Origin of the sequence: Kitasatospora sp. NPDC098663 (genome assembly GCF_044760075.1) — a bacterium.
Lineage (GTDB): Bacteria > Actinomycetota > Actinomycetes > Streptomycetales > Streptomycetaceae > Kitasatospora.
The window spans coordinates 1-19,263 of sequence record NZ_JBIWAP010000077.1 but is presented as its reverse complement, the minus strand read 5'-3'; the positions used below and the strand labels follow the sequence as shown (position 1 = coordinate 19,263).

Annotated in this window: 28 protein-coding genes; all 28 read left to right on the top strand. The window is 68.1% G+C overall.

What is annotated here, in order from left to right; genetic code table 11:
- Window positions 1-159: 159 nt before the first annotated feature.
- The 28 genes from ACIQVZ_RS40215 to ACIQVZ_RS40080 all read left to right on the top strand — a co-directional run bounded on the left by ACIQVZ_RS40215 (window position 160) and on the right by ACIQVZ_RS40080 (window position 19,192).
- Complete coding sequence (locus tag ACIQVZ_RS40215; protein ID WP_402457491.1) at window positions 160-459, top strand: hypothetical protein; 300 nt, start codon at window positions 160-162, stop codon at window positions 457-459.
- A gap of 493 nt (window positions 460-952) precedes the next feature.
- Window positions 953-1,372 carry a hypothetical protein gene (locus ACIQVZ_RS40210; RefSeq protein WP_402457488.1) on the top strand — a complete coding sequence of 140 codons (420 nt, stop codon included), beginning with the start codon at window positions 953-955 and terminating at the stop codon, window positions 1,370-1,372.
- Window positions 1,372-1,749, top strand: coding sequence for a hypothetical protein (locus ACIQVZ_RS40205; RefSeq protein WP_402457485.1), 378 nt, complete (start codon window positions 1,372-1,374; stop codon window positions 1,747-1,749). The genes ACIQVZ_RS40210 and ACIQVZ_RS40205 overlap by 1 nt, the downstream gene beginning before the upstream one ends.
- A gap of 126 nt (window positions 1,750-1,875) precedes the next feature.
- A complete protein-coding gene (locus tag ACIQVZ_RS40200; protein WP_402457482.1) occupies window positions 1,876-2,019 on the top strand; it encodes a hypothetical protein in 144 nt (47 codons plus the stop codon).
- 136 nt (window positions 2,020-2,155) lie between these two features.
- Window positions 2,156-2,608 (top strand): hypothetical protein, encoded by a 453-nt coding sequence (locus ACIQVZ_RS40195; RefSeq protein WP_402457479.1) that lies wholly within the window; start codon window positions 2,156-2,158, stop codon window positions 2,606-2,608.
- Window positions 2,608-3,270, top strand: coding sequence for a hypothetical protein (locus ACIQVZ_RS40190; RefSeq protein WP_402457476.1), 663 nt, complete (start codon window positions 2,608-2,610; stop codon window positions 3,268-3,270). The genes ACIQVZ_RS40195 and ACIQVZ_RS40190 overlap by 1 nt, the downstream gene beginning before the upstream one ends.
- Before the next feature lie 162 nt (window positions 3,271-3,432).
- Window positions 3,433-3,645 (top strand): hypothetical protein, encoded by a 213-nt coding sequence (locus ACIQVZ_RS40185; protein WP_402457474.1) that lies wholly within the window; start codon window positions 3,433-3,435, stop codon window positions 3,643-3,645.
- 32 nt (window positions 3,646-3,677) lie between these two features.
- Window positions 3,678-4,271: a hypothetical protein gene (locus tag ACIQVZ_RS40180; protein WP_402457471.1), complete on the top strand. Its 594-nt coding sequence runs from the start codon at window positions 3,678-3,680 to the stop codon at window positions 4,269-4,271.
- A 72-nt stretch (window positions 4,272-4,343) separates the two neighbouring features.
- Window positions 4,344-4,805 carry a hypothetical protein gene (locus tag ACIQVZ_RS40175; protein WP_402457469.1) on the top strand — a complete coding sequence of 154 codons (462 nt, stop codon included), beginning with the start codon at window positions 4,344-4,346 and terminating at the stop codon, window positions 4,803-4,805.
- Window positions 4,806-5,044: 239 nt separating this feature from the next.
- Window positions 5,045-5,653 carry a hypothetical protein gene (locus tag ACIQVZ_RS40170; RefSeq protein ID WP_402457467.1) on the top strand — a complete coding sequence of 203 codons (609 nt, stop codon included), beginning with the start codon at window positions 5,045-5,047 and terminating at the stop codon, window positions 5,651-5,653.
- A 210-nt stretch (window positions 5,654-5,863) separates the two neighbouring features.
- The gene (locus tag ACIQVZ_RS40165) at window positions 5,864-6,445 is read left to right on the top strand and encodes a hypothetical protein (RefSeq protein WP_402457464.1); all 582 of its coding nucleotides are present in this window, start codon (window positions 5,864-5,866) and stop codon (window positions 6,443-6,445) included.
- A 36-nt stretch (window positions 6,446-6,481) separates the two neighbouring features.
- Complete coding sequence (locus ACIQVZ_RS40160) at window positions 6,482-6,682, top strand: hypothetical protein (RefSeq protein WP_402457462.1); 201 nt, start codon at window positions 6,482-6,484, stop codon at window positions 6,680-6,682.
- Window positions 6,682-6,897, top strand: coding sequence for a hypothetical protein (locus ACIQVZ_RS40155; RefSeq protein ID WP_402457459.1), 216 nt, complete (start codon window positions 6,682-6,684; stop codon window positions 6,895-6,897). The genes ACIQVZ_RS40160 and ACIQVZ_RS40155 overlap by 1 nt, the downstream gene beginning before the upstream one ends.
- Window positions 6,898-6,939: 42 nt before the next feature.
- The gene (locus tag ACIQVZ_RS40150; RefSeq protein WP_402457456.1) at window positions 6,940-7,980 is read left to right on the top strand and encodes a hypothetical protein; all 1,041 of its coding nucleotides are present in this window, start codon (window positions 6,940-6,942) and stop codon (window positions 7,978-7,980) included.
- A 99-nt stretch (window positions 7,981-8,079) separates the two neighbouring features.
- On the top strand, window positions 8,080-8,274 hold the full coding sequence (locus ACIQVZ_RS40145; protein WP_402457455.1) for a hypothetical protein: 195 nt from the start codon (window positions 8,080-8,082) through the stop codon (window positions 8,272-8,274).
- An 89-nt stretch (window positions 8,275-8,363) separates the two neighbouring features.
- Window positions 8,364-9,044, top strand: a complete 681-nt coding sequence (locus tag ACIQVZ_RS40140) for a GGDEF domain-containing protein (protein ID WP_402457452.1) — start codon at window positions 8,364-8,366, stop codon at window positions 9,042-9,044.
- A 31-nt stretch (window positions 9,045-9,075) separates the two neighbouring features.
- Window positions 9,076-9,822, top strand: coding sequence for a hypothetical protein (locus ACIQVZ_RS40135; RefSeq protein ID WP_402457449.1), 747 nt, complete (start codon window positions 9,076-9,078; stop codon window positions 9,820-9,822).
- A gap of 82 nt (window positions 9,823-9,904) precedes the next feature.
- Window positions 9,905-10,408, top strand: a complete 504-nt coding sequence (locus ACIQVZ_RS40130; protein WP_402457447.1) for a hypothetical protein — start codon at window positions 9,905-9,907, stop codon at window positions 10,406-10,408.
- A 387-nt stretch (window positions 10,409-10,795) separates the two neighbouring features.
- Window positions 10,796-11,170 carry a hypothetical protein gene (locus tag ACIQVZ_RS40125; RefSeq protein WP_402457445.1) on the top strand — a complete coding sequence of 125 codons (375 nt, stop codon included), beginning with the start codon at window positions 10,796-10,798 and terminating at the stop codon, window positions 11,168-11,170.
- Window positions 11,167-11,358 (top strand): hypothetical protein, encoded by a 192-nt coding sequence (locus tag ACIQVZ_RS40120; protein WP_402457442.1) that lies wholly within the window; start codon window positions 11,167-11,169, stop codon window positions 11,356-11,358. Before ACIQVZ_RS40125 ends, ACIQVZ_RS40120 begins: the two co-directional genes overlap by 4 nt.
- Before the next feature lie 668 nt (window positions 11,359-12,026).
- Complete coding sequence (locus tag ACIQVZ_RS40115) at window positions 12,027-12,626, top strand: hypothetical protein (RefSeq protein ID WP_402457440.1); 600 nt, start codon at window positions 12,027-12,029, stop codon at window positions 12,624-12,626.
- Window positions 12,627-12,820: 194 nt separating this feature from the next.
- The gene (locus ACIQVZ_RS40110) at window positions 12,821-13,138 is read left to right on the top strand and encodes a hypothetical protein (RefSeq protein WP_402457437.1); all 318 of its coding nucleotides are present in this window, start codon (window positions 12,821-12,823) and stop codon (window positions 13,136-13,138) included.
- Between the two features lie 441 nt (window positions 13,139-13,579).
- Window positions 13,580-14,068: a single-stranded DNA-binding protein gene (locus ACIQVZ_RS40105; protein WP_402457435.1), complete on the top strand. Its 489-nt coding sequence runs from the start codon at window positions 13,580-13,582 to the stop codon at window positions 14,066-14,068.
- A gap of 171 nt (window positions 14,069-14,239) precedes the next feature.
- Window positions 14,240-14,542, top strand: coding sequence for a hypothetical protein (locus ACIQVZ_RS40100; protein ID WP_402457432.1), 303 nt, complete (start codon window positions 14,240-14,242; stop codon window positions 14,540-14,542).
- Window positions 14,543-15,299: 757 nt separating this feature from the next.
- The gene (locus ACIQVZ_RS40095; protein ID WP_402457429.1) at window positions 15,300-16,052 is read left to right on the top strand and encodes a hypothetical protein; all 753 of its coding nucleotides are present in this window, start codon (window positions 15,300-15,302) and stop codon (window positions 16,050-16,052) included.
- Between the two features lie 390 nt (window positions 16,053-16,442).
- Window positions 16,443-16,724 carry a hypothetical protein gene (locus ACIQVZ_RS40090; RefSeq protein WP_402457426.1) on the top strand — a complete coding sequence of 94 codons (282 nt, stop codon included), beginning with the start codon at window positions 16,443-16,445 and terminating at the stop codon, window positions 16,722-16,724.
- A gap of 937 nt (window positions 16,725-17,661) precedes the next feature.
- The gene (locus ACIQVZ_RS40085) at window positions 17,662-18,396 is read left to right on the top strand and encodes a hypothetical protein (RefSeq protein ID WP_402457423.1); all 735 of its coding nucleotides are present in this window, start codon (window positions 17,662-17,664) and stop codon (window positions 18,394-18,396) included.
- Window positions 18,397-18,748: 352 nt separating this feature from the next.
- Window positions 18,749-19,192 (top strand): hypothetical protein, encoded by a 444-nt coding sequence (locus tag ACIQVZ_RS40080; RefSeq protein ID WP_402457420.1) that lies wholly within the window; start codon window positions 18,749-18,751, stop codon window positions 19,190-19,192.
- Window positions 19,193-19,263 lie beyond the last annotated feature (71 nt).

Sequence of the window (19,263 nt, the reverse complement as noted above, 5' to 3'; positions counted from 1 at the left end):
AGCTACCTCGCCGGCCTCCATCTCCGGGCCTCGATGATCTGGATCAAAGAGCTCACCCGGAACAGCCATTGATCACAACCCAATACCCGCCCTAGCAACGGGGACGGCTACTACCGGTGCCTGCGCTGCGGGTTCCACTCGTACAAGGGTGCCGAGGTCATGATCCTGCACAAGGTCAGCGGCCTGCGCGTGCGCCTGTGCGAGGAGTGCTTCACCGACGACGAGCTCGGGCGGCTCGGGCACGAGGTCCTGTCGTACGAGCGCAGCAGCAGGCAGACCATCGCCGAGCTGACCGAGAACCCGGAGGCGATCACCGAACCGGCCAGTGGTTCCTCCTGCGCGAAGTCCGAAGGCGAGGCGTACCGGGAGTGGGCGGACACCTTCCCGTGGATGGTCCCGGCCGAGGCCGCCGAGCTGTACGCCGTCTGGAAGGAGCAGACGGCGCCCGTTGTCGGGTGAGGTTGGAACAGCAGCAGTGCAGGGCCCGAGCTCCGCCAGGGCCTTTCTCGTTTCCGAACGGTCCCCCGGACGGCGTGGGCGCGTAGCCGCACTTCGAGGAGATCGCCGACGAGGGGACCCGGTTCTGGGCCTCCGACATGTGGGGCGCCACGCTCGAAGCGCCGGCCGGGGCGAAGGCAGCCTGGGGTCGGCTCATGACTCCCCGCATGGTGATCGAGACGGAGGTCGAGCCTACGAACACGGCCTCAAGCGCATCGGCTACGTCCTCATCCGTGACATGAGCGGCGAGCGCCGCCGCGTCTCCGCGGAACTGGTCTCGGTCGAGACCGACGAGGCGTGAACCATCCCTGACTGGCAGCGCCCCCGCGAACCGCCTGGGCGTCGAGGCAGCCAAGCGCGGTGAAGGCGCCAAGAGCCCGAAGAGCTACACCCCGACGAGCGCTGCGGACGGCGCCTACGGGCCGTTCGCGGCGAAGAAGGAGAACTGACTGACATGAGCTGGGCCATGCACGAGCTGGGCGTCATGGACGACGACGGCCAGCACGGTGACGAGCAGCGCGGTCCGGCCTGCTCGGTGCGCTTCATCAACCTGGATCTGCCGGGCGCAGTAGTCACGCTCTACGCCTACGCCCACGCGCCGGAGCGCAAGAACACGGTGGTCGAGGACGGCAAGGAGTACGTCGAGTACGGCCCGGACCTGGACTCGCTCGGCGTCGAGACGCTGACCGTGTACGCGACTGACCGGAACCCGAAGAACCCGGACAGCCGGCCGGAGTGGGAGCACCAGGTCTACGACTCGCTTGATACACGCCCGTTCAACGGGGACGTGGACGCGGCGAGTACGGCGGCGCGCAGCTGGATTCGATCCCTCGACCCCGAGCGGGACTTCCGCTGGGACGGAAAGGAGTTCTGATGAGTGACTGGTTCGACCCCGACGCCGGGGTGGTGCTCATGCATCCGTGCGACCTCAAAGCCGGCATGCGGCTGGCCAGTCGGCGCATCGACGAGAACGACCGGCAGGTGACCGTTCTCACGCCGCTCTGGACGGCGAAGCACGACTCGGGGCGCACATCGGACGGGGAGTTCCACTCGTGGCGCTCGTTCAGCCCCGACAGCGGCGTGAGGGTGTGGGCGCACCCGGAGATCCGGCCGGAGTTCATGCCGCCCCACGAGGGCACCTGGATCACCAACATCCCCTCGTCGCAGTACTCGACGGAGTACACCGACGGCGCGCGCACGCTGCGCGCCGAGGTGCTCGGAGGCCGCGTACACCCTGCACCGCAAGGCTGACCGGAGCTGGGGACGCGCGTCGTGGGTCATCCGCGAGGAGCACGGCGAGAGGTGGTTCGGGCCGTCGCGGTTGGACCACGACCTGGCCGAGGAACAGTTCGACGCGATCCTGGCCGGGGAGGCGTGGTGACCGAGGTTGGTACCGGCGTCCTTGCTGCTACCACGGACGGCCGTTTCCGGGTGCTGGTGGTGCCCGACTCCGACCCGCAAAACCCGCGTACGGAGTTCGACCAGCTCGCCCACGCGGTCACCGCTCCGGCCGACGAGTAGCTAAAGGGGCGCGAGAACTCGCGCCAGAATTCAAGGAGGGGAAATGGCGGGAATCAAGCCGCCGATGTGCTCGACGAGTACCGGCGATCCGTGGGCGCCTTGCCCGCGCGCTGCGACTCACCTCGTGTACTACAGCATGACGTGGACCGGTGACGAGGACGGCGAACGGCAGGCGCACGTGGAAGTCGTCTGCCAGCAGTGCGGGGAGAACTGCGTCAAGAATCCGGCGTTGCGGGCCACGCTCCGGCCGCTTGGGCCCGAGACGTACGCGCAGCGCGAGATCGTCGGTCAGGTGCCGCTCCCGGACGGATCACGCCTGATCCTCGGGCACCGCGAGGGGATGAGCGCCCCCTTCGTGGTCAGCCGGATCGGCGGATCGCTCACCGGCAGCGGCAAGTACCCCGGCACGCATGAGCGCGCCCTGGTGCTCCTGGTTCGGGAGCTGGCGGACGTGGCCGGCGTGGTCGTCGTCGAGCCTGCGGCCGAGAAGCCCAAGAAGCCCTTCACCCCGATCACCTATGCCGAGGAACGAGACTTCGTGGACCTGGTCACCGCGAGCGGCAACTTCACCGACGAGGAGATCGACTGATGCAGAACAGTGTGCGGTTGCCGTGCGGGCTGCGGACCGGATCGGGGCCGAGGTTCAACAGCCGGCGTCAGCCGGTCACCTGCAAGGACATGTTCTGCGACGAGGAACCGACCCAAGTCCAGGAGTTCACCACCTTCGAGGGCGTGGTGGAGTGCTTCGGAGCGCACTGCGAGAAGTGCGCCACGAAGTACATCCACCCGCACGCCGACGTCGAGGCCGCGCACGACCGCGCGATGAAGCACAGCGCGCAGCCGCCCCATATGCTGTCCGACAAGTGGTGGTCCGCGCGCCTGCTGAACGATACCGAGCGGGCCGCGATCGAAGCCATCAAGCGCGGTGAGCTGGTCGAGACGTACATGGACCGGCCCGGGGTGTTCGAGTGGTGCCCGCCCAGGGTGAAGCCGGCGTGGCTGTGCCGGTGCACGACTGTCCCGCAGGACAACCACGATCCGATCGACTGCCTCGAAGTCGAGTTCAAGAAGCAGGGCGTGCCGCACCGGCGGACGACGGCGCGCGACGGCCAGTCGGTGCTGATCGTGGCCAGCCGACCGAAGTACTACTTCGCCAACGACCGTAGGTACTTGACCATGGTGCGGGACCTCGAGACCAGCGAGTGGGTCGAGTCGGACGCGCTCTGCTATACGAGCTTTCCCCGCTGCTGACGAAGCTCCTGGTTCAGAGCTACATGCCGGCGTACGAGAGCGAGCCCGAGTGGTGAGAGAGGACACCAGCTGACCGAGGCCGAAAAGGGCGCCCCGAGTGGGCGCCTTTCGCGTACGTGGGTGCGCCTGACGATGGCTGTCAGTGACCAGCGAAAGGACGTCATGGAGAAGAGGAAGTGCAGCGAGATCGTCCCGGGCACGTGGACCGCGTTCGGTGGCCGTGCCAACACCAAGAGGTCGAGGCCGCCGATCAAGGCCACGATGACCCAGCAGGAGCACGGCATCTGCGTCTGGACGGACGAGACCGGCAAGAGCCTTCTGCGTACGCGCACCGGCGTCGAGGTCTGGGTCGGCCTGCTGTCCGAACTGGGCTGACCCAGCCACCCACTAGAAGAATCGAGAAACCGATGTACCTGAAGCAGCTGCCGGACGCGATCCTCCATGTGCTCGATGCCAGCCCGGACCCGATGCGGTGGAACGACGTCGAGACCCTGTTGGAGTACGACGGGCCGTACAGGGCACCGCAGTTCTACGACGTCATGTGGAAGATGTACGGGCTCAAGGACGGCGAGACGGCGTACGTCGACCAGGTCTCCACCGAGGTTGACCCCGAGGGCCTCCACAACCCGCTGCTGACGCTCACCGAGGCCGGCGTCGCGTACATCAAGCAGCAGCGCACGGCACGGCGCGACCTCGTCGCGGTCGGCGAGGCGGAGTGGGACACCACCCGCGAGTGGCCGGAGGTCGTGTTCGAGAACCGGCAGCACAAGGAGGACTACACCGAGCTGGTGATCTACCTCCATGGCGGGCACATGAACAACCCTTCGGGGACCTACGTCATGTGGAAGCGCGGTGAGCGGCTGATGCGCAAGCACTTCCCGGAGGGCTCGCTGCGGGACATCTGGGGCTGGCACCACCAGGTCGACCCGGACGAGGCCGATGTGCTGGAAGCCGCCGCGCTGTGGGGGCCTGTCGGTATGGTCCTGTACGACCGGAAGTAGCAGGGGTGGCCTCGGCTGGTGAAGGCTGCCGGGGCCCGCAGGGATTCCACAACAACGAGGAAGGGCAACCGCATGGGAATCGAGACCGTGCACACGAACGAGCTCAAGCAGGTCATCTGCTTGGTGACGTGGCGGATCCGCGGAAAGGTGAATGAGTCCAAGGGCGAGCCGCAGATCGAGCGGATGCAGCTCAGCGTCGAGATCAGCGAGGAGGAGCCGGACGGGCCCTACAGCAGCCGCTACTTCGCGCCGTGGACCGAGGCCAAGCGGATGATCGAGGAATTGCACAACACCCACCAGAACTTCTTCGAGATCATGTCGGTCGAGCCGGAGTGCAGCTGCCTCGGACCGTGTCGCTACCCGAACCACACCAGGTTCCTTGTCGAGCCGGCGGGGTTCCAGCACTTCGCCTCGGCGATCTTCGACCGAGAGGACGCCAACGACGACATGGGATGGCGGCCGATCGCGGCCGGCAGCGTCGACGGGATGGCGCTGCTGCTGGAGCGGTACCGGCGCAGTAACCACCACCAGTAGCACCAGGGGCAGTGGCAGGGCGGTCTCCGAACGGAGGTCGCCTTTTTTGCTGCCCGAAATCCGGCCGGTCACACCTTCCTCTTCTTCGACCGGCACAAGTGGTGAACCCGCCGTAGGGCAGGGGCGGCCCCGTCCGGGAAGTGCAGCCGGTTCGAGTCCAGCGCGGGGCGCGCAAGGCTGGCACAGAAACGAGGCGGCTCGAACCGGGCCGCCGTCGCATCTCAGAGGAGGAAATCGCGATGAAGTTGGGCGATATCCGGATCGTGCTGGAGGAGGACCGCGAGGCCGCCGCCGACCTGTTCGGCGGCGACGGCAGTAAGTTCTCCGACGCGGCCGCGCTTGTCGAGGAGACGAGGAAGCGGGTCAGGGACGGCGATTGGGAGATGTACCAGATCACCATCGAGCGCGCTGTCCCCGGAGGCTGGGAGGATGCGAACCACATCAGCCGCCGTGTCCACCCGGCTGGTTGGTTGGGCACCTTCGCCGACGCTGAGGGGATCGGCGACGACGGGCTGCGACAGCAGGTGGTCGAACTCATCAACGGCGTTGGACTGTTCAACCCCGTCGCGCACCTGTCCGAGCTCAACCTGGTGGTGCAGCGCTGGACGGATGGGGCCACCTACACCGAGTTGTACATCGGCGAGCACGGCGTGGGCGACCACGAGTACGTCCAGCACACCCTCGACCCCGGCTCGGCATTCGATGACGGCCGCCCCGACCACGACTGGGCGATGGTTCAGCTGGAGGACCTGGAAGACCTGCCGGCCGCGGTCCGGGAGGCGATCCGCCGCAACACCGCCGAGTTCCACACCTGTACCCCTGACTGCGCCACCAAGGAGAACGGGTGACCAGCTTGGAACGTGAGCCCGAACGCCTGACCCGACCGCTTTGGCGACAGCAGGGACGCCCAGGCCGAATGTACCGAGTGCGGTCACGTGCTCGGCCGAATCTTCACCGCCCAGACGCTGTGATCCGTTCGGGCGATGGAGCAGCAGATGCACCTTCTCGGGCTGTAGTCCCGCGCGAGGTGCACCCCGACACTGCACGAAGGAGAACCGATGACCAGCGACATAGTGAAAGCGAAGATCGCCGCGGACCAGAAGGCGATGGGCACGCGCCTGGTCAGTGACCAGTCCCTGTGCCCGACGAAGGCTGGCAAGTGGGTTGCTTTCTACGACACCGAGCCCATTCGCGTAGTTGGACTGGTGATCAATTGGCCCCTGCGTCAGAGCCCCTTCGGGACGGCGTTCGTGACCGTCCGGGAAGACGGCAGCGTCCACAAGCACCAGGTTCCCCCGAAGCCCGACAGACTGCGCCTCTACTACACCGCGAAGGCTACAGAACTCGAACCGGGCAGGCGCAAGGCGATTCGGTCTCTGGCTCTCGGCCTGACGACGCAACCTGGCGAGCGGGGCGAGCCCCCGGTACGCAAGGGAGACCACGACTACTTCAAGTCACCGACCCCCGTCGACCTTCGGGCGTGGGTCGGTACCGAGATCACGGCGTGGTGGCACATCGACGGTATCCCGGGATTGCTGACCGAAGTCACGGAGACGCACGCGGTGATCTGGCAGCCGCGTTGGAAGCGCAACCGGATGGTGAATCTGACGGAGACGACCTTTCAGCGCGCCGCTCAGTAACAAACCGAGTCGAATGCGCCTCACCTGGAGGAAGAGATGCCCGAGTTCAAGTACGCCCTGGTGCTCAGCACGGACGCCGCAGTCGAGGCGGACACCCGCGAGGAGGCCGACGACCTGGTGGAGCGGCTGAAGGAAGAGCCCCTGGAGCTGGGCGTGGACTGGCGCGGAATGATCAAGATCCCCATCGGCTACGTCGTCGGCGAGGCCGAGTTCCAACAGCCGGAGGTGAACAGCTGATGACCGCCTTCGTGTTCGACGCCGAGAGCATCGTGAAGCTGTCCGTCGAGGCCTCCGACGAAGCCGAGGCCCGCGCGCTGGCCGGCGGCCTGGCCTTCGCCGACTTGCTGGAGGAACCCGTCGAGCTGCTGGCCGGCAGCGGCGTGTTCGTCAGCACCGTGATCCTGGTGGAATCGCCGCGGCTGGTGGTCGAAAGGGAGGAGAACAGCCGCTAGCACCAGACGGATTCGACGACGCCCGGAACCTGTACACCGCAGGTGGCCGGGCGTCGGCGTGTCCGGGCCGCGGTCGAGATCTGCACTCGCGCGGTCCTCAGGCGGGCGGACGACGGCAGCGTCGGCCTCTCCCATTTCCTGCTGCCCGAGAGCACCGAGACCGAGTTCGGGCAGTGCGGGAACCAGCCGACCGATCCCACGGGCGACACCGACCAGATCCGTCGCATCGCCCCGGTGAAGGTCGGCGGCCCGAAGGTGCTGCCGAAGATCGAGGCCCTGACGCGGACCGACGTGATCACTTATGTCGACAGAGACGGCAACCCGCAGACCGAGTACTCCATCAACGGCCAGGGGATCGTCGCCCCGATCACCCGGAACATCCACGATCACGTCATCGACCCCGGTCGCTCGGGTAGCAGTTACGCCTGGGCCTGCGCGATACACGACTCTGCGTCGAACTCGGGAATCCCCGACGCGGTCCGCGCCCGGTTCGCCGACGCGATCCAGACCAGCGGCCACGACTGCCACGAGGAGCAGTGCACCTCCTGCGTGAACTGTCTCATGGAGCCCTGCCCGCTGATCACTGACATCGCGCGGGAGCGCACGGACGCCCACGCCGCCGAAGAGACCGAGGAAGCGGAGGAAGCCGAAGAGCGAGCGTGCCCAAGGTCCACCCCCGCTCTCTTCCCCAGTCGACGCAGCTGCCACGCCGCGACTACGGCGACCCCAGCACTCCCATCGCCCTCCGGCTCAAGTTCTGATGAGGAGGCCCTCATGGCCATCGAGACCACTCGGACCGACACCTTCGCCGCGCTCGACAGTTGTTTCACCTCAGAGCTCGCGATCCTCATCGGCACCGAACCGCCGCGCGGGCTCACCCTGAACCGGTTCATCTACCTGGTCGAAGAAGTCCGCGATGCGCTCGCCGGCTCCAGCCACATCAACTTCCAGGACGCCAGCAACCACCTGGACTCCGCCGCCGCCTACCTCACCGATGCTCTGACCGAGCCCGCCACCGCTCAGGCCGCGCTCCTGGCCCAAGCACGCATCCACCTGCGCGGCGCGATCGAGACGGCCAGCTGAACCCCGCCTGAGTTGAGCGCACTCTGTGCCGCTCCCGACGCTGCACCCACCGGGGCCGGAACGGTCGCAGTGACCCCTCGCCCCAGAGAGGAGACGGACGTGCCACTGCCCCACTTCGAGGTGTATGTCCCGATGCGCAGCACCGAGCAGGCCGGCGTGCTCGGTCTGCACGTTTTCACCGGCCCGGCCGCCCGTGGATTCCGGCCTGGCTGGGAGCTCAACTGGCCCGCCACGACTGCGGGCCGCTGGGCGAACCTGTGCCGCTCAACCAAGCCCAGCACCTTCGAGTTGTAGCTCTGCCCCGGGACAGCCGCTCTGCTTGACCGGCTTCGACGGCTGCCCCGGGCCACCCATCCCGTACGAGACGAGAGGGAAACCTCAGTATGCACTTCGTCCTGCGCACCAGGGGCCGATTCGGCCCACGCGCCCTCCTGATAGCCACCGCAGCCGTACCGCTGACCGGCTGGGTGGTGCACGCCGTCACGCTGCACATGAAGCTCGCCGCAGCGAAGAAAGATCCGCTGACCCGCCTTCTGCGCCGCGACGCCTATACCGCCCGCGCCCGCCGGCTCCTGGCCCGCCACGGCGACGACACAACCGCAGTCATGGTCGACGCGGACAGGTTCAAGTGGATCAACGACGACCTCGGACACGCGGCGGGCGACACCGTCCTCGCAGCATTCGGCGCCCGGCTCACCGCCTGGGCGGGCCCACGTGCAGCCATCGGCCGTCTCGGAGGTGATGAGTTCGCCGTGGTCCTGGAGCTGACCGCGGGCAACCTCGAGCAGCGCCTGGAGCAGTTGGTGCGGATGCTGCACACCCCGGTCACGCTGGACGACGGAAGCACCGTCGACGTGGCCGCGTCGGTCGGCGCGGCGACCCCGGCCTCGGTCGGTTCCCGCGACCTGACCGTGCTGCAGAGGGCCGCGGACGCCGCTCTCTATGAAGGCAAGCAGTCGGGTCGCGCGGTCCTTGCGACGGTGCAGCACCGCACGGTGCCGTCCGTCAACGGCCGCCGGGCCGGACGCCCGGGCACCGGCGTGTGGGGGGAGCGGTGCCCGTGATCACCGCCGCCAACACCGGGGAGAACTCCAAGTGAACGACCCCCGGATCACCGTTGCCGACATTCGTGCGGCGCAGAACAAGCGCCTGGAACTGCTGGGTCTTGACCGGGTGTCCGAGGCCGAGTACGAGAGCATGCACCATCGCTCCGGCGACGATTTCATGACCGAGTACCGCTACAACCGCCGGGGCACGGCCGACCGGGTCGTGGGCACCGTCACCGAGTGGGTCAGCGTCGGCGAGTCCGCGGAGGCGACGAAGCACGAGGTGCGCATCGGCGGCGCGCACCCGCGCACCTACATCGTCACTGAGATGCCGAAGGGCACCTGCGACGGCGCGGACTGCCGCGTCACGCTGGACGGCAAGTACATCGCCCACGCCGCAACGCTCCTGCGTGCGCTCTACCTGATCCAGCGGCACTTCGTCTACGGCACTGTCGAGCACCACGACATCATGAACCGGCCGATGTTCATGGAGCACATGGGCGACGGCCTCGACATTCTGGTGACCGAAGGACCGAATTTCGACATCGACCGGTACCCCGACGCCGGGTCGTTCATGTTCACGTACGTCAACGACTACGACCCGTGCCGCGGCGAGTACTCCTACCTCGTCAACGACAACGAGGCTATGGCCACCGCGAACTGGGCCTTCATCGGCGACAACGAAGAAGACCCGGCCGCGTGGCGGATCACGTCCATCGACTACCACCCCGGCGAGCCGGTTGTCACCTACCGCTTCAACGACGCGCGCGTGCCCGTCGACCAGGACGCCACCTGAACATCCGGTCAGCTTCCGCCACGCTCCCTTCAGGGTCGTGGCGGTGGCCGCCCCGTCAACACGTACCGATGAGAGGACATCCGTGACCAGCAAGACCCAGGCCCCCGCGCTCGACGGCGTGAACTGGCGCAGGCGCGCCTCCGAGCTGCCCAGCCGCTACAAGTACAACGTCGGGATGCTCAAGCCCGAGGAGACCACCAGCGGGCTCGGCTACATGGTCGAATGCAACCACAGCGAGACGAAGTGGGCCGCGTACTGCTACACCGCCGACAACTCCCAGTGGTGGGCTGCGCACGGCGACGGCAACCCGCGGGACGTCCTCGCCCGCCTGGAAGTCGCCGACGGCAAGGACTACACCGCCGTACAGCAGCTCGACGATGGCACCGCCACCTTCGAGCAGCTCGCCGCGATCGACTGGGACAACGTTCCGGTCGCGGCCGGCGACCACCACGTCTCCTTCCTGCTCGCCGGCAAGGTCCGCGACCGCAAGGACTACTACCAGCCCGAGCACACGCACCTGCGCTCGACTGTCGAGGGCTGGATCAGCCGCTACTCCGCCGCTCACGCCCACCGATCCGAGAACTGAACGCGGCCCGACAGCTCTGGACCACGCCCACCCCGGTGCCGGTGACCTCGCCCCGAACGACGTGATCGCCACACCGGACAGGCGGAGGCACCTCACCCTCGTCGAGCACGAAATGCTCCCGAACTCCGTCGTCGCCGCGCCCGTGCGACCTCGAGATGGAGGCCAAGGCCAAGCACCCCACAGGTGTGATCTTCGGCGACTGTGCGAAGGCCGGCATCGCCGCGTACGTGATCAACGACTGGGCCTGCGTCCAGGCAAACGACGCCGAGCCGATCTGCCCGAACCCCACCGCGCACCTGACCGGATTCTCCTTCAAGTGCCCGATCGACGGCCGCCGCCTCCTCATGCCGGTCACCACCCCGACACTGCCACCGAGGAGAGCCGAACATGAACATTCCCGTCTTCCACAGCCGCTACGGCGGCGCGATCCAGTGGCGCGACGGCAAGCAGCACCTCGCGGACCCCGCCGTCAACCACGGCTACCACCACATCGTCGCCTGGCACATCCTGCTGGGCTCGAACGCCTACTACATCATCGACCGCTGCGCCGAGGCGAAGACCGCCGGTGCGCAGAAGGACGTCTTCTCCTTCGACACCATCGATCGCTTCACTCCGACCGAGCACAAGAGCTGGAAGCGCTGGGGCACCTTCGGCGGCACCGACCAGGTCCGCGCGATTGTCGAGCACATCGTCGCGGGGCTGAACCGCCACACCAAGGCTCTCGCCGCGCACCGCGCCGCCATGAAGGAAGCCGCCTGGTGAGCCCGATCGAGCTGCGCACACTGATCCACACCGCGCTGAACAAGAAGGCCGGCACACAGTACGGCGACATCGTCAGCGTCGAACAGATCCCACCCGTGCCCGGCGAGCCGGTGCGCCTGCGAGTGCAGGCACCGGACCCCATGGGCGCGGTCCGCACCCACTTGATCGAGATCCGCGAGGAGAGCTGACGCAGCCTGCTCCGGTTGCCCCGGCCCGGTGCGGCCGTGGGAGCCCGGCGCCTACGGTGCCGGGCTCCCACGAGCGTCGGCTGCTGCCGGTGTCACTGTCGTGCGCGTGACCGTCTGGACCGCACGACGCGGCGGTTGAAGAACAAGCCGACTCGATCGACGCCTACGCCGCCGCGACGGCAATGCTGTCCGACCGCGGCCGTCGGCACACCGAAGGTCACCCGGATCAGCGAGCTCTATCGCGGCGACCGGGCGCCGGCGGGTGACTGAACTGGATCGACGCAGTCGATCCGGAAGCAGATCTGCAAGGAGCATCGGCACCACACACCCTCGACCACGGGCGCGGTCACTTCGTGGACTCTGCCGCAGATCAGGCCGAGACCGATCACCTCGCCGACGACTTCGCGACCAACGCGGGATCTACGGCGCGAACTGCCTCTGCTTCCGCGCCGCCTGGGGGGGCATGACCCGCCAGATCTCACGAAAGCGGTGTCCCCACCCGGTCAGCACCGAGGCTGTGAAGCCGGCCTGGTGGTGAAGCGCCACTGCCGCGAACCCAAGGTCCCGGAGGCAGCCGAGGACCTCACATACAACACGAGCGAAGAGGCCGTCGCCGGCTCTTCGCTCCCAGTCGAAACCACCACCACCACGACGGACGGAGACGCCACGTGATGCTCGCGATCGGCGCGCTGCCCGGCTGCGCCACCACTCTGCTCGCCCTCGCCATCTGGCGCGCCCTGACCCTCACGCCGCACTGCGGGTGGTGCGCGACCGCCTCGAACTGGCCGACCTCCCAGCACGACGCTCTGCTCTGTCGCGGCTACGTTCAGGACCGTCGCCGCGAACGGCTTCGCGACATCAGGCAAGGCCGCCCCGTCGAGGAGCCGAACCCGTGGGGCGAGATGTACCTGCTCGACGAGGAGATCGCCCGGCCAACCGAAGCCGATGCCATGAGCACCAAGGCCACGACAGCCGTCGGTGACTTCGCCCAAGCGCTCGCCGAGCTGGCCGATGGATATCCGACCGACCCCGAGGGCACCGTACCCGTGATCGTCACGGTCATCGCTCCGACGGCCGGCGAGCAGCGCCAGGTCCCGATGGAGCCCGGCCAGCTCGACTGGCTGACCGCGCTGGTACGGGGCGAGCTGGACACTTTCCCCGCCGCTCACTCCGACGGCACCGGACACTGCGGGCACTGCCGGGGCACCGGCTTTGCGGGTGGCAGCGGAGGCGCCGCCCAGCTCGCCGACGACAGGAGCCACCCGTGACGGCTGTCACTCAGCGGTCAAGACACCGACCTGGCCGCCTGGCTGCACGCTGTTCTCCCGAGGCCAACCGCCACCAGCCTGCGGCTCCTGTCCTACGGCACGTGCTTAGGCCCAAGGACCATATCAATGCGGAGATATCCACTGCCGTACCCGTCGGCGTTCGCAACGCACGTCATGAGAAAGGCGAGACCATCATGGCTGAGTCCGCAACCACCGTAAGGCCCGACGTCACCGTCGATTTCGGCTGCATCGAGCTTACGGGAGCACTCGTGCACGACAACGAGAACCGTCTGCTGGAACTCGAAAACGCCGAGGGCCCCGCCGAGCCCATCTCGATCAGCCTGCGGGCCCACGGTCTCATACCCGAGCCCGGGAACGTCTTCATCAAGGACTGGTCCGAGCACTGTGGCCTGACGGCTCGCCTGGCGCAGGCGGGTCTGGTGACGCCCGTACAGACGCTCAATGTTGGGCCGTATCTCTCGACGGCCTACGAAGTGCAGGTGACGCTGTGAGGAATTCCGCCCTCTGAGCTTCGTTCAGGCGCGCTCATCGTCCTCGCAGTGGTTCAGGTGTTCTGGCTCTCCACAGCAACACTCCACCAGGCCGAGATCGCAAATCTCGAACACTTCCACCAACTCGCGCGCGGCCGGCGACACCGCCAGAGCATGTCAGGCAGAAACCGCGCTGTGGGACATCCGAATATCACGTGGGGGTCTGGTCGGAATAGTGGCCGGTAAATCGGCGAAGCCGATTCGGGTATCGGAATGACGAAGCATTCGATCAGCGCAGCTGATTCGGATGAAGCATTGAAAGAGAACATCATCTGATCAGCGAAGCTGATCCGGATGGTGGCATGACAGATAGCTGAATATCTCAGCAACCCAATTCCACCCCACTGTGCGCGGACGGCGAAATCGATCCGGGCACTCTGCTGTATTCAAGGAGAATCCACCATGTCGAACCCGACCAGCACCGCATCCGTCGTCGGCCGCCTGGCGAACGACCCGAAGGTCTTCGAGAACAAGGACGGCTCCAAGAAGGTCATGCTCACCGCCTTCGTCGACCGTGGCTACACCGACGCCCAGGGCAATCGCATCTCCGATGCCCTGCCGTTCGAGGCCTTCGTCCGCGCCCAGACCACGGGTATCGGCCCCTTCGCGCACGTGCACAAGGGCGACCTGTTGGCCATCGGCTACGAGCCGCGCATGAACCGCTACACCAAGAACGGCGTGGAGGTCTTCGAGCTCAAGCTGGAGATCCAGAACATCTCATTCCTGGAGTCGCGCAAGACCACCCAGGCCCGTCTGGCCGAGCGCGTCACCAACGCCGAGGCCCGGAACCAGGCCCTGCAGGCACAGGCCCCCACCCCGGTCGCGGCTGTCGCTCCGGCCGTCGCGTACACCAGTGCCGTGGACGAGCAGCTGCCCTTCCCGACTCGCTGACCATCTGCCGAGCTTCACCCCTCCCGGCGGTCCTGGTTGAGCTCACAGAGCGGGCCCGCACATCAGCACGGCTGACCCGGGCGGTCGACGACAGATCGGGGGCCGCCCCAGGTCCGTCGCAGCCCGTTCCCCCGCCACCGCCCACCCAACTCGCCGAGATAGGAATACGCGTTGAGCATTTCCACCCCAACCGTCCCTGCCCGACGCCCTCACCAGCGGACCGTAAACACCGAGATCACCGCCCTGGACGTGGGCAGCGTCGAAGGTGTCCGCGAGGCCATCGGCCTTTTCGCCCGCAGGATGCTGGAGGCCGCCGCGATCGGGCACGACCGCGACCAGCGCACCCACGCCGCGACCATCCAGGCCCTCAACGCGCTGCTGCTGGACATGCTCAACGCCCGCTGCCCCGACTGCCGGGGCACGGGAACACGCGACCACGATTCGTGCCCCAACATGGCCGCCCACCGCTCGTAATCCCGCCCCTCCGGGGGCGCCCGCCGACGCGGCCTGCTCTTCGAACTCCTCAACCGGATCTGACCTCACTGCCGGCCAGACTTCGACTGTTCTTGAGTCATCAGCACAGCTGATGCCGGCGATCGACGACAGACCACCACGACTTCTGCACGGAGCGGTTCGAATCCGCAGTGCGCCGACTGATCCTCGGCGTGCGCCAGTAGGCACACCGCGCAGACCGGTCGCGGAACAGGTTCGATTCCTGAGCGCTGCAGCTGATCCCCGCAGCGCGTCCCTGGAGACCTCCGCGGATCCGGCTTCCCCAGCACCCCGGTGCGCGCTCTGCCTTCGGGCAGTTGCGGCGCCGGGGTGCTGTGTCCTTTTTCTTCGTGGCTCGCCTTACTCGCCCTGTGAAGGCAGCGAGCACAAGCGATCAGCGGAGCTGATCCGGATCTGGCGCTGAAGAACATCCTCGTCGCGTCAGGAGCCGAGCCATGAACTGCCCGAACTGCACCATCGACATGGAGTCGAACGCCCACGGTGTCGGCATCACCCCGAAGGCCGAGAAGGTCACGCACACGTGCTCCCAGTGCGGTTACAGCGAGACCCGCTGAGCGGCTCCTCCTTCCCCCCGACTGCGATCTCGAAGGAGACCACGCTCTTCGGGTGGCCGTCGCCACCGCGCCTCTCCTCGCCGCGTGGCCCGCCCCCGGGCAAGCGGGCCCGCTCGATCCGTTCCGGGCCCTCAGAGCCGTCCACCAACTCACCGGAGCACACCATGGACCCCACCGCTACCGCACACGCTCTCGCGACCGCTCTCTCCCAGCACGGCATCCCCGCCGAGAGGACCGACCTCTCCGGTGGCCGCACCGTCGCGGTCGAGCTCACCATCCGTACCAGCCCCGCAGGATCCCGTGACTACCACGTCCTCTACCTCGAACCCGACGACCAGGGCGACACCGTGCTGTGGCAGCTCACCACCGCCCACGGCGAGATCAGCGTCAACGGCACCGGCGCCTGGCACATCCCCGACGCCCCGCTGCTGACGACCGAGTACCGCCACCAGCACACCGTCACCGCCCTGTCCGGCTGGATGAAGGAGCGCGGCGCCCGTCCCGGCGCCCCCGCGCTCCCCCCGACCGAGGTCCTCCTCAGCCTCGAACTGCAAGGGTGGGAACTGCGACTTCTGCGTCTCACCGCCGCCTACGCCGAGGCACTGATCAGCGGTCAGGCAGCGGCCGACACCACGCCCGCCGACCTCGCCGCCCTCCACCCCGAACTCACCGCCCGGTACGACAACCCGTACCTGGAAGGATGGCACCTCGCAGGAGAGGCCATACGCGCGCTCGCGTACGGCCGCGTCATCGAGGACACATCCGCCACCAGTGACCACATCGACGTCACCCCCGACCTGGTCAACAGGTACGGTCCGCGTGCCCTCGCCCAACTTCGGCAAGGCTGCGACGGCGACGTCCTCGCCGCCGCCCGCCTCTTCCTCGCCGCCAACACCCCTATCTCAGACACCCCCTGACCCCGCCGACTCCCAGCCCCGGCCTGCTGCGCCCCGGAGCCGGGGCGCGCCACTGCTCGGGGTCCGGCCGTCTGTAACAGAGTGCAGTGGTCTCACCTGAGCGTTCGAAGGCGGGTTGCTTGCCGAGAACAACGCGGCCTCCTCGACCGTGTATCCGTCACCGATCGCGTGACCGGATGGCGGATCAACGCCGACGGCAAAGCCGAGGACGCCCGGTGATCAAGCGATGAGGCACGCGATCCAGATTCAGTTCGAGGTCGGTTCCCGCCGTGTGACGGCGCCGCATCTCTTCGCTGTGGCCGGCGGCTTCCTCGCCGTCGGCACCGGCACCGTCCTCATCGCCCGCCATCTACACGGCCGCACCCAGCAGCCACCCGAGACAATAGACCCGTGCGCCAGGCCGCCGAGACCAGCGGCCTCGTTCCCGCGACCCGGAGGTACCACATGATCAAGCGCCACCAGGTCTACCGCGACTGCGACCCCCGCAGCAGCGTCACCATCCGCATCCTCCGCTACACCCCCGGTGACGTGCGGGCCCAGGTCGTCGACGCCATCACCGGCAAGCGCCAGCGTCAGATTCTCGCCAGCCGCCTCCACGCCAGCGCCGTCACCGCAACCGGGCAACCCCGCCGCAGCGGCTACGTGCTCGTCCAGGACGCCGGGGAGCCGTAGCCGTGACCGTCTACGCCCGCCCTGCACCGCTCTCACCCTCGCCGAGATCGACCGGCTCGGCGCCGTCCTCGATGGAGCCCGTAGCGCCGCGCTCACCGAGGGCGCCGAGCTGATCGAAGCGTTCCCCGCCGACTACGAACTCGTCGAGGCCAACCGCCTGATCGACTAGATCATCCGAACACGGCGCAACCTTCGTCTCGGCTGAACACCACCGCCCGGCCGCGCACGACTCGTTCGGCTGGGCCACCACACCACCGCCCGACCCGCACCGCGCGCTGCGCCTCACCCCCGGCCAGGACACGGAACCGGCCACGCCGCTGCTGATGCCCCGGCCGGCCCCCCTCCAGGTCTGGTGCCGACTGTGTCGCCGTTGCGTTTCCGGCGGTCCTGGCCGGCATCCCAGGGGCGCCTGGCGGTGTGTGCTCTCCCCTCGTGGTGCGGCCGGGTGGGGGCCGGGTACCTTCCCGCTCCCTGTCCCTCGCCCCCTTCCCTCGGGGGCGGCCACCTCCGGCGGCGCTTCCGGCGGGCGCGCACCGTCGTGTCCGCCGTCGCTCCCGTTCAGGCGACCAGGAGGAGGAGGCCCGGTGCGGGGCGGGTGCGCCGCGTCCGGCCGCCCGTTCAGAGCCACCCCTCACCCGGCCTGAACCGCCCTGTCATCCACTGGGGTTGGGGTGTTGACCGGCTCCGTCTCGTGGCTACTTTCCTTCCCAGGCAGAGCACCCGGCGGCCCACCGCCCGGCCGTGCCGCACCCGCCCCGGTCCGGGTAGGGGCCAGCACCGACGGCCGAGACCCCTTTCACTCCGAGCGGGGTCCCGGCCGTCCCGCGCACACCACGTCCCTGCCTCTCAGTCCCCGTGTCGGGGCCTCTGTCCCGTGCACCCCCGTGCCTTGGCCCAGCCGCCCGCGCCACCGACCAGTGAAGGAACACACCAGCCGATGACCGCCCGCCGCCACCTGTCCGATCTCGCGTACGAGTCCGAGTTGGGCGCCGCCGTCTACGAGAGCGCCGCCGCCGACACCGATTTCTTGAACCAGTGGAGCGAGTACGGCTTCTACGACCCTCGTACCCTGGCGCTTTACGCCTATCGCGCCGCGGCCGAGGAAGCGTTCGAGGACACCCTCGCCCTTCTGGCCCCCGAGCAGGCGGCCGAGTCCCTGGGGTGCGGTTCCCACATCCGCCACGCCGTTCAGATCCGGGGCTGGACGCTCGCCCTCACCACCGCCCCCGGCCACCTGCACGCGACCCTCACCCGCCCCCACCTCCCGGGCCCCGGCCAGTGGCGCGGCCCCGAGCCCGCCCTCGCACTCACCGTCAACGCGCACCTCACCGACCCCCACACCCCCACCCCGGACCCGGTCCACGCCCACGACCCGCTGCGCCAGCGGGCACTGCGCCTGTGGCAGCGCTGGACCCACCGCCACCCCGCGGCCCGCTACCAGCCCGGCGGCCTCACCCGGCCCGGCGTTCTCACCGCCGGTCCGTGGCTGATCGCCGTCCACCGCCTGAGCGTGCTCGTGGAGCGCCTGCCCGAGTTCGACTGCCCCTGGCACGAGCCCTTCGACGGCGGGCCCCACTGCTACCCCGAAGGATGCACCTGCCCCCGGATCCGGCCCCGGCTGGAGGCCTCCTTGACCCGGCCCGAACGCCGCCCCGAGGAAGCTCCGTTCTGACCGGCCCCACGCCCCGCAACCCCGGGGACGGCAGTGTTTCCAGACCGGTGTCCGACCCAGTTGGGTACCACGCCGACCGGGCGAGTGACCTGGTGTCGCAGGGGCCGGTATCCGGGCTGGCCAGACACTGTGGCGGCCTTGTGCCCCAGCACCCGACCACACACGCCACCTGACAAGCGGGAACCAGTTCTCGATCCCTACGGCCGCTTCCCGTTGACGGAACGCTGAAAGGCCATTCCCCATGCGCCACTCCACACGCCTCCACCCGGCGGGCCGGTACCAGTGCACCGCATGCCGTGCGGCGTGGCCCACCGAAGCTGCCGCCCGCCACTCGACATTCGCCTGCCCTGGCGTGCCGCTCGCCCACGGAATGACTCCCGAGCACCGGGTCTTTCCGAAGTCGGGAGACCGGTCCTGCCGCAGCTGGGGCTGCGAAGAACCCGATCCCAGCCACTACCACGGTCCCGACCCGTTCTGCGACGACACGAGCTGCCGCTACTGCTGCCACACCTGTGATTGCGCGGTGTGCGCTGGCACCCTGCACGCCCCGCGGCTCACCGTCCTCGAAGACATCCCCGAGCACGAACTCGCCCTGACCCCCAGACGAAGGAACGCACGCATGAAGGTCGAATTCCAGGAGATGATCAACGGCCTCGCGGTCGGAGAACACGTCACCGCCGTAGGCTCCGACACCCGTGGCCACGAGGTCACCCGCACCGGCTACCTGCTCGCCGAACCGAAGCACGTCAACGCGCGGCGCGGCGAATTCCCGACTAGGGCGCGTATTCGGTCGTGATCAATCTGCGCGATTTACCTTCGCAGCGGGTCCAGTTCCGGTAAACCGTGGTGCGTGACGCGAGCGCAACT

Excerpts from the sequence above, each read along its gene's own strand:
- ACIQVZ_RS40215 (WP_402457491.1), top strand. The coding sequence starts at position 160 with ATGATCCTGCACAAGGTCAGCGGCCTGCGCGTGCGCCTGTGCGAGGAG.
- ACIQVZ_RS40210 (WP_402457488.1), top strand. The coding sequence starts at position 953 with ATGAGCTGGGCCATGCACGAGCTGGGCGTCATGGACGACGACGGCCAG.
- ACIQVZ_RS40205 (WP_402457485.1), top strand. The coding sequence starts at position 1,372 with ATGAGTGACTGGTTCGACCCCGACGCCGGGGTGGTGCTCATGCATCCG.
- ACIQVZ_RS40195 (WP_402457479.1), top strand. The coding sequence starts at position 2,156 with ATGACGTGGACCGGTGACGAGGACGGCGAACGGCAGGCGCACGTGGAA.
- ACIQVZ_RS40190 (WP_402457476.1), top strand. The coding sequence starts at position 2,608 with ATGCAGAACAGTGTGCGGTTGCCGTGCGGGCTGCGGACCGGATCGGGG.
- ACIQVZ_RS40185 (WP_402457474.1), top strand. The coding sequence starts at position 3,433 with ATGGAGAAGAGGAAGTGCAGCGAGATCGTCCCGGGCACGTGGACCGCG.
- ACIQVZ_RS40180 (WP_402457471.1), top strand. The coding sequence starts at position 3,678 with ATGTACCTGAAGCAGCTGCCGGACGCGATCCTCCATGTGCTCGATGCC.
- ACIQVZ_RS40175 (WP_402457469.1), top strand. The coding sequence starts at position 4,344 with ATGGGAATCGAGACCGTGCACACGAACGAGCTCAAGCAGGTCATCTGC.
- ACIQVZ_RS40170 (WP_402457467.1), top strand. The coding sequence starts at position 5,045 with ATGAAGTTGGGCGATATCCGGATCGTGCTGGAGGAGGACCGCGAGGCC.
- ACIQVZ_RS40165 (WP_402457464.1), top strand. The coding sequence starts at position 5,864 with ATGACCAGCGACATAGTGAAAGCGAAGATCGCCGCGGACCAGAAGGCG.
- ACIQVZ_RS40160 (WP_402457462.1), top strand. The coding sequence starts at position 6,482 with ATGCCCGAGTTCAAGTACGCCCTGGTGCTCAGCACGGACGCCGCAGTC.
- ACIQVZ_RS40155 (WP_402457459.1), top strand. The coding sequence starts at position 6,682 with ATGACCGCCTTCGTGTTCGACGCCGAGAGCATCGTGAAGCTGTCCGTC.
- ACIQVZ_RS40140 (WP_402457452.1), top strand. The coding sequence starts at position 8,364 with ATGCACTTCGTCCTGCGCACCAGGGGCCGATTCGGCCCACGCGCCCTC.
- ACIQVZ_RS40125 (WP_402457445.1), top strand. The coding sequence starts at position 10,796 with ATGAACATTCCCGTCTTCCACAGCCGCTACGGCGGCGCGATCCAGTGG.
- ACIQVZ_RS40110 (WP_402457437.1), top strand. The coding sequence starts at position 12,821 with ATGGCTGAGTCCGCAACCACCGTAAGGCCCGACGTCACCGTCGATTTC.
- ACIQVZ_RS40105 (WP_402457435.1), top strand. The coding sequence starts at position 13,580 with ATGTCGAACCCGACCAGCACCGCATCCGTCGTCGGCCGCCTGGCGAAC.
- ACIQVZ_RS40095 (WP_402457429.1), top strand. The coding sequence starts at position 15,300 with ATGGACCCCACCGCTACCGCACACGCTCTCGCGACCGCTCTCTCCCAG.
- ACIQVZ_RS40085 (WP_402457423.1), top strand. The coding sequence starts at position 17,662 with ATGACCGCCCGCCGCCACCTGTCCGATCTCGCGTACGAGTCCGAGTTG.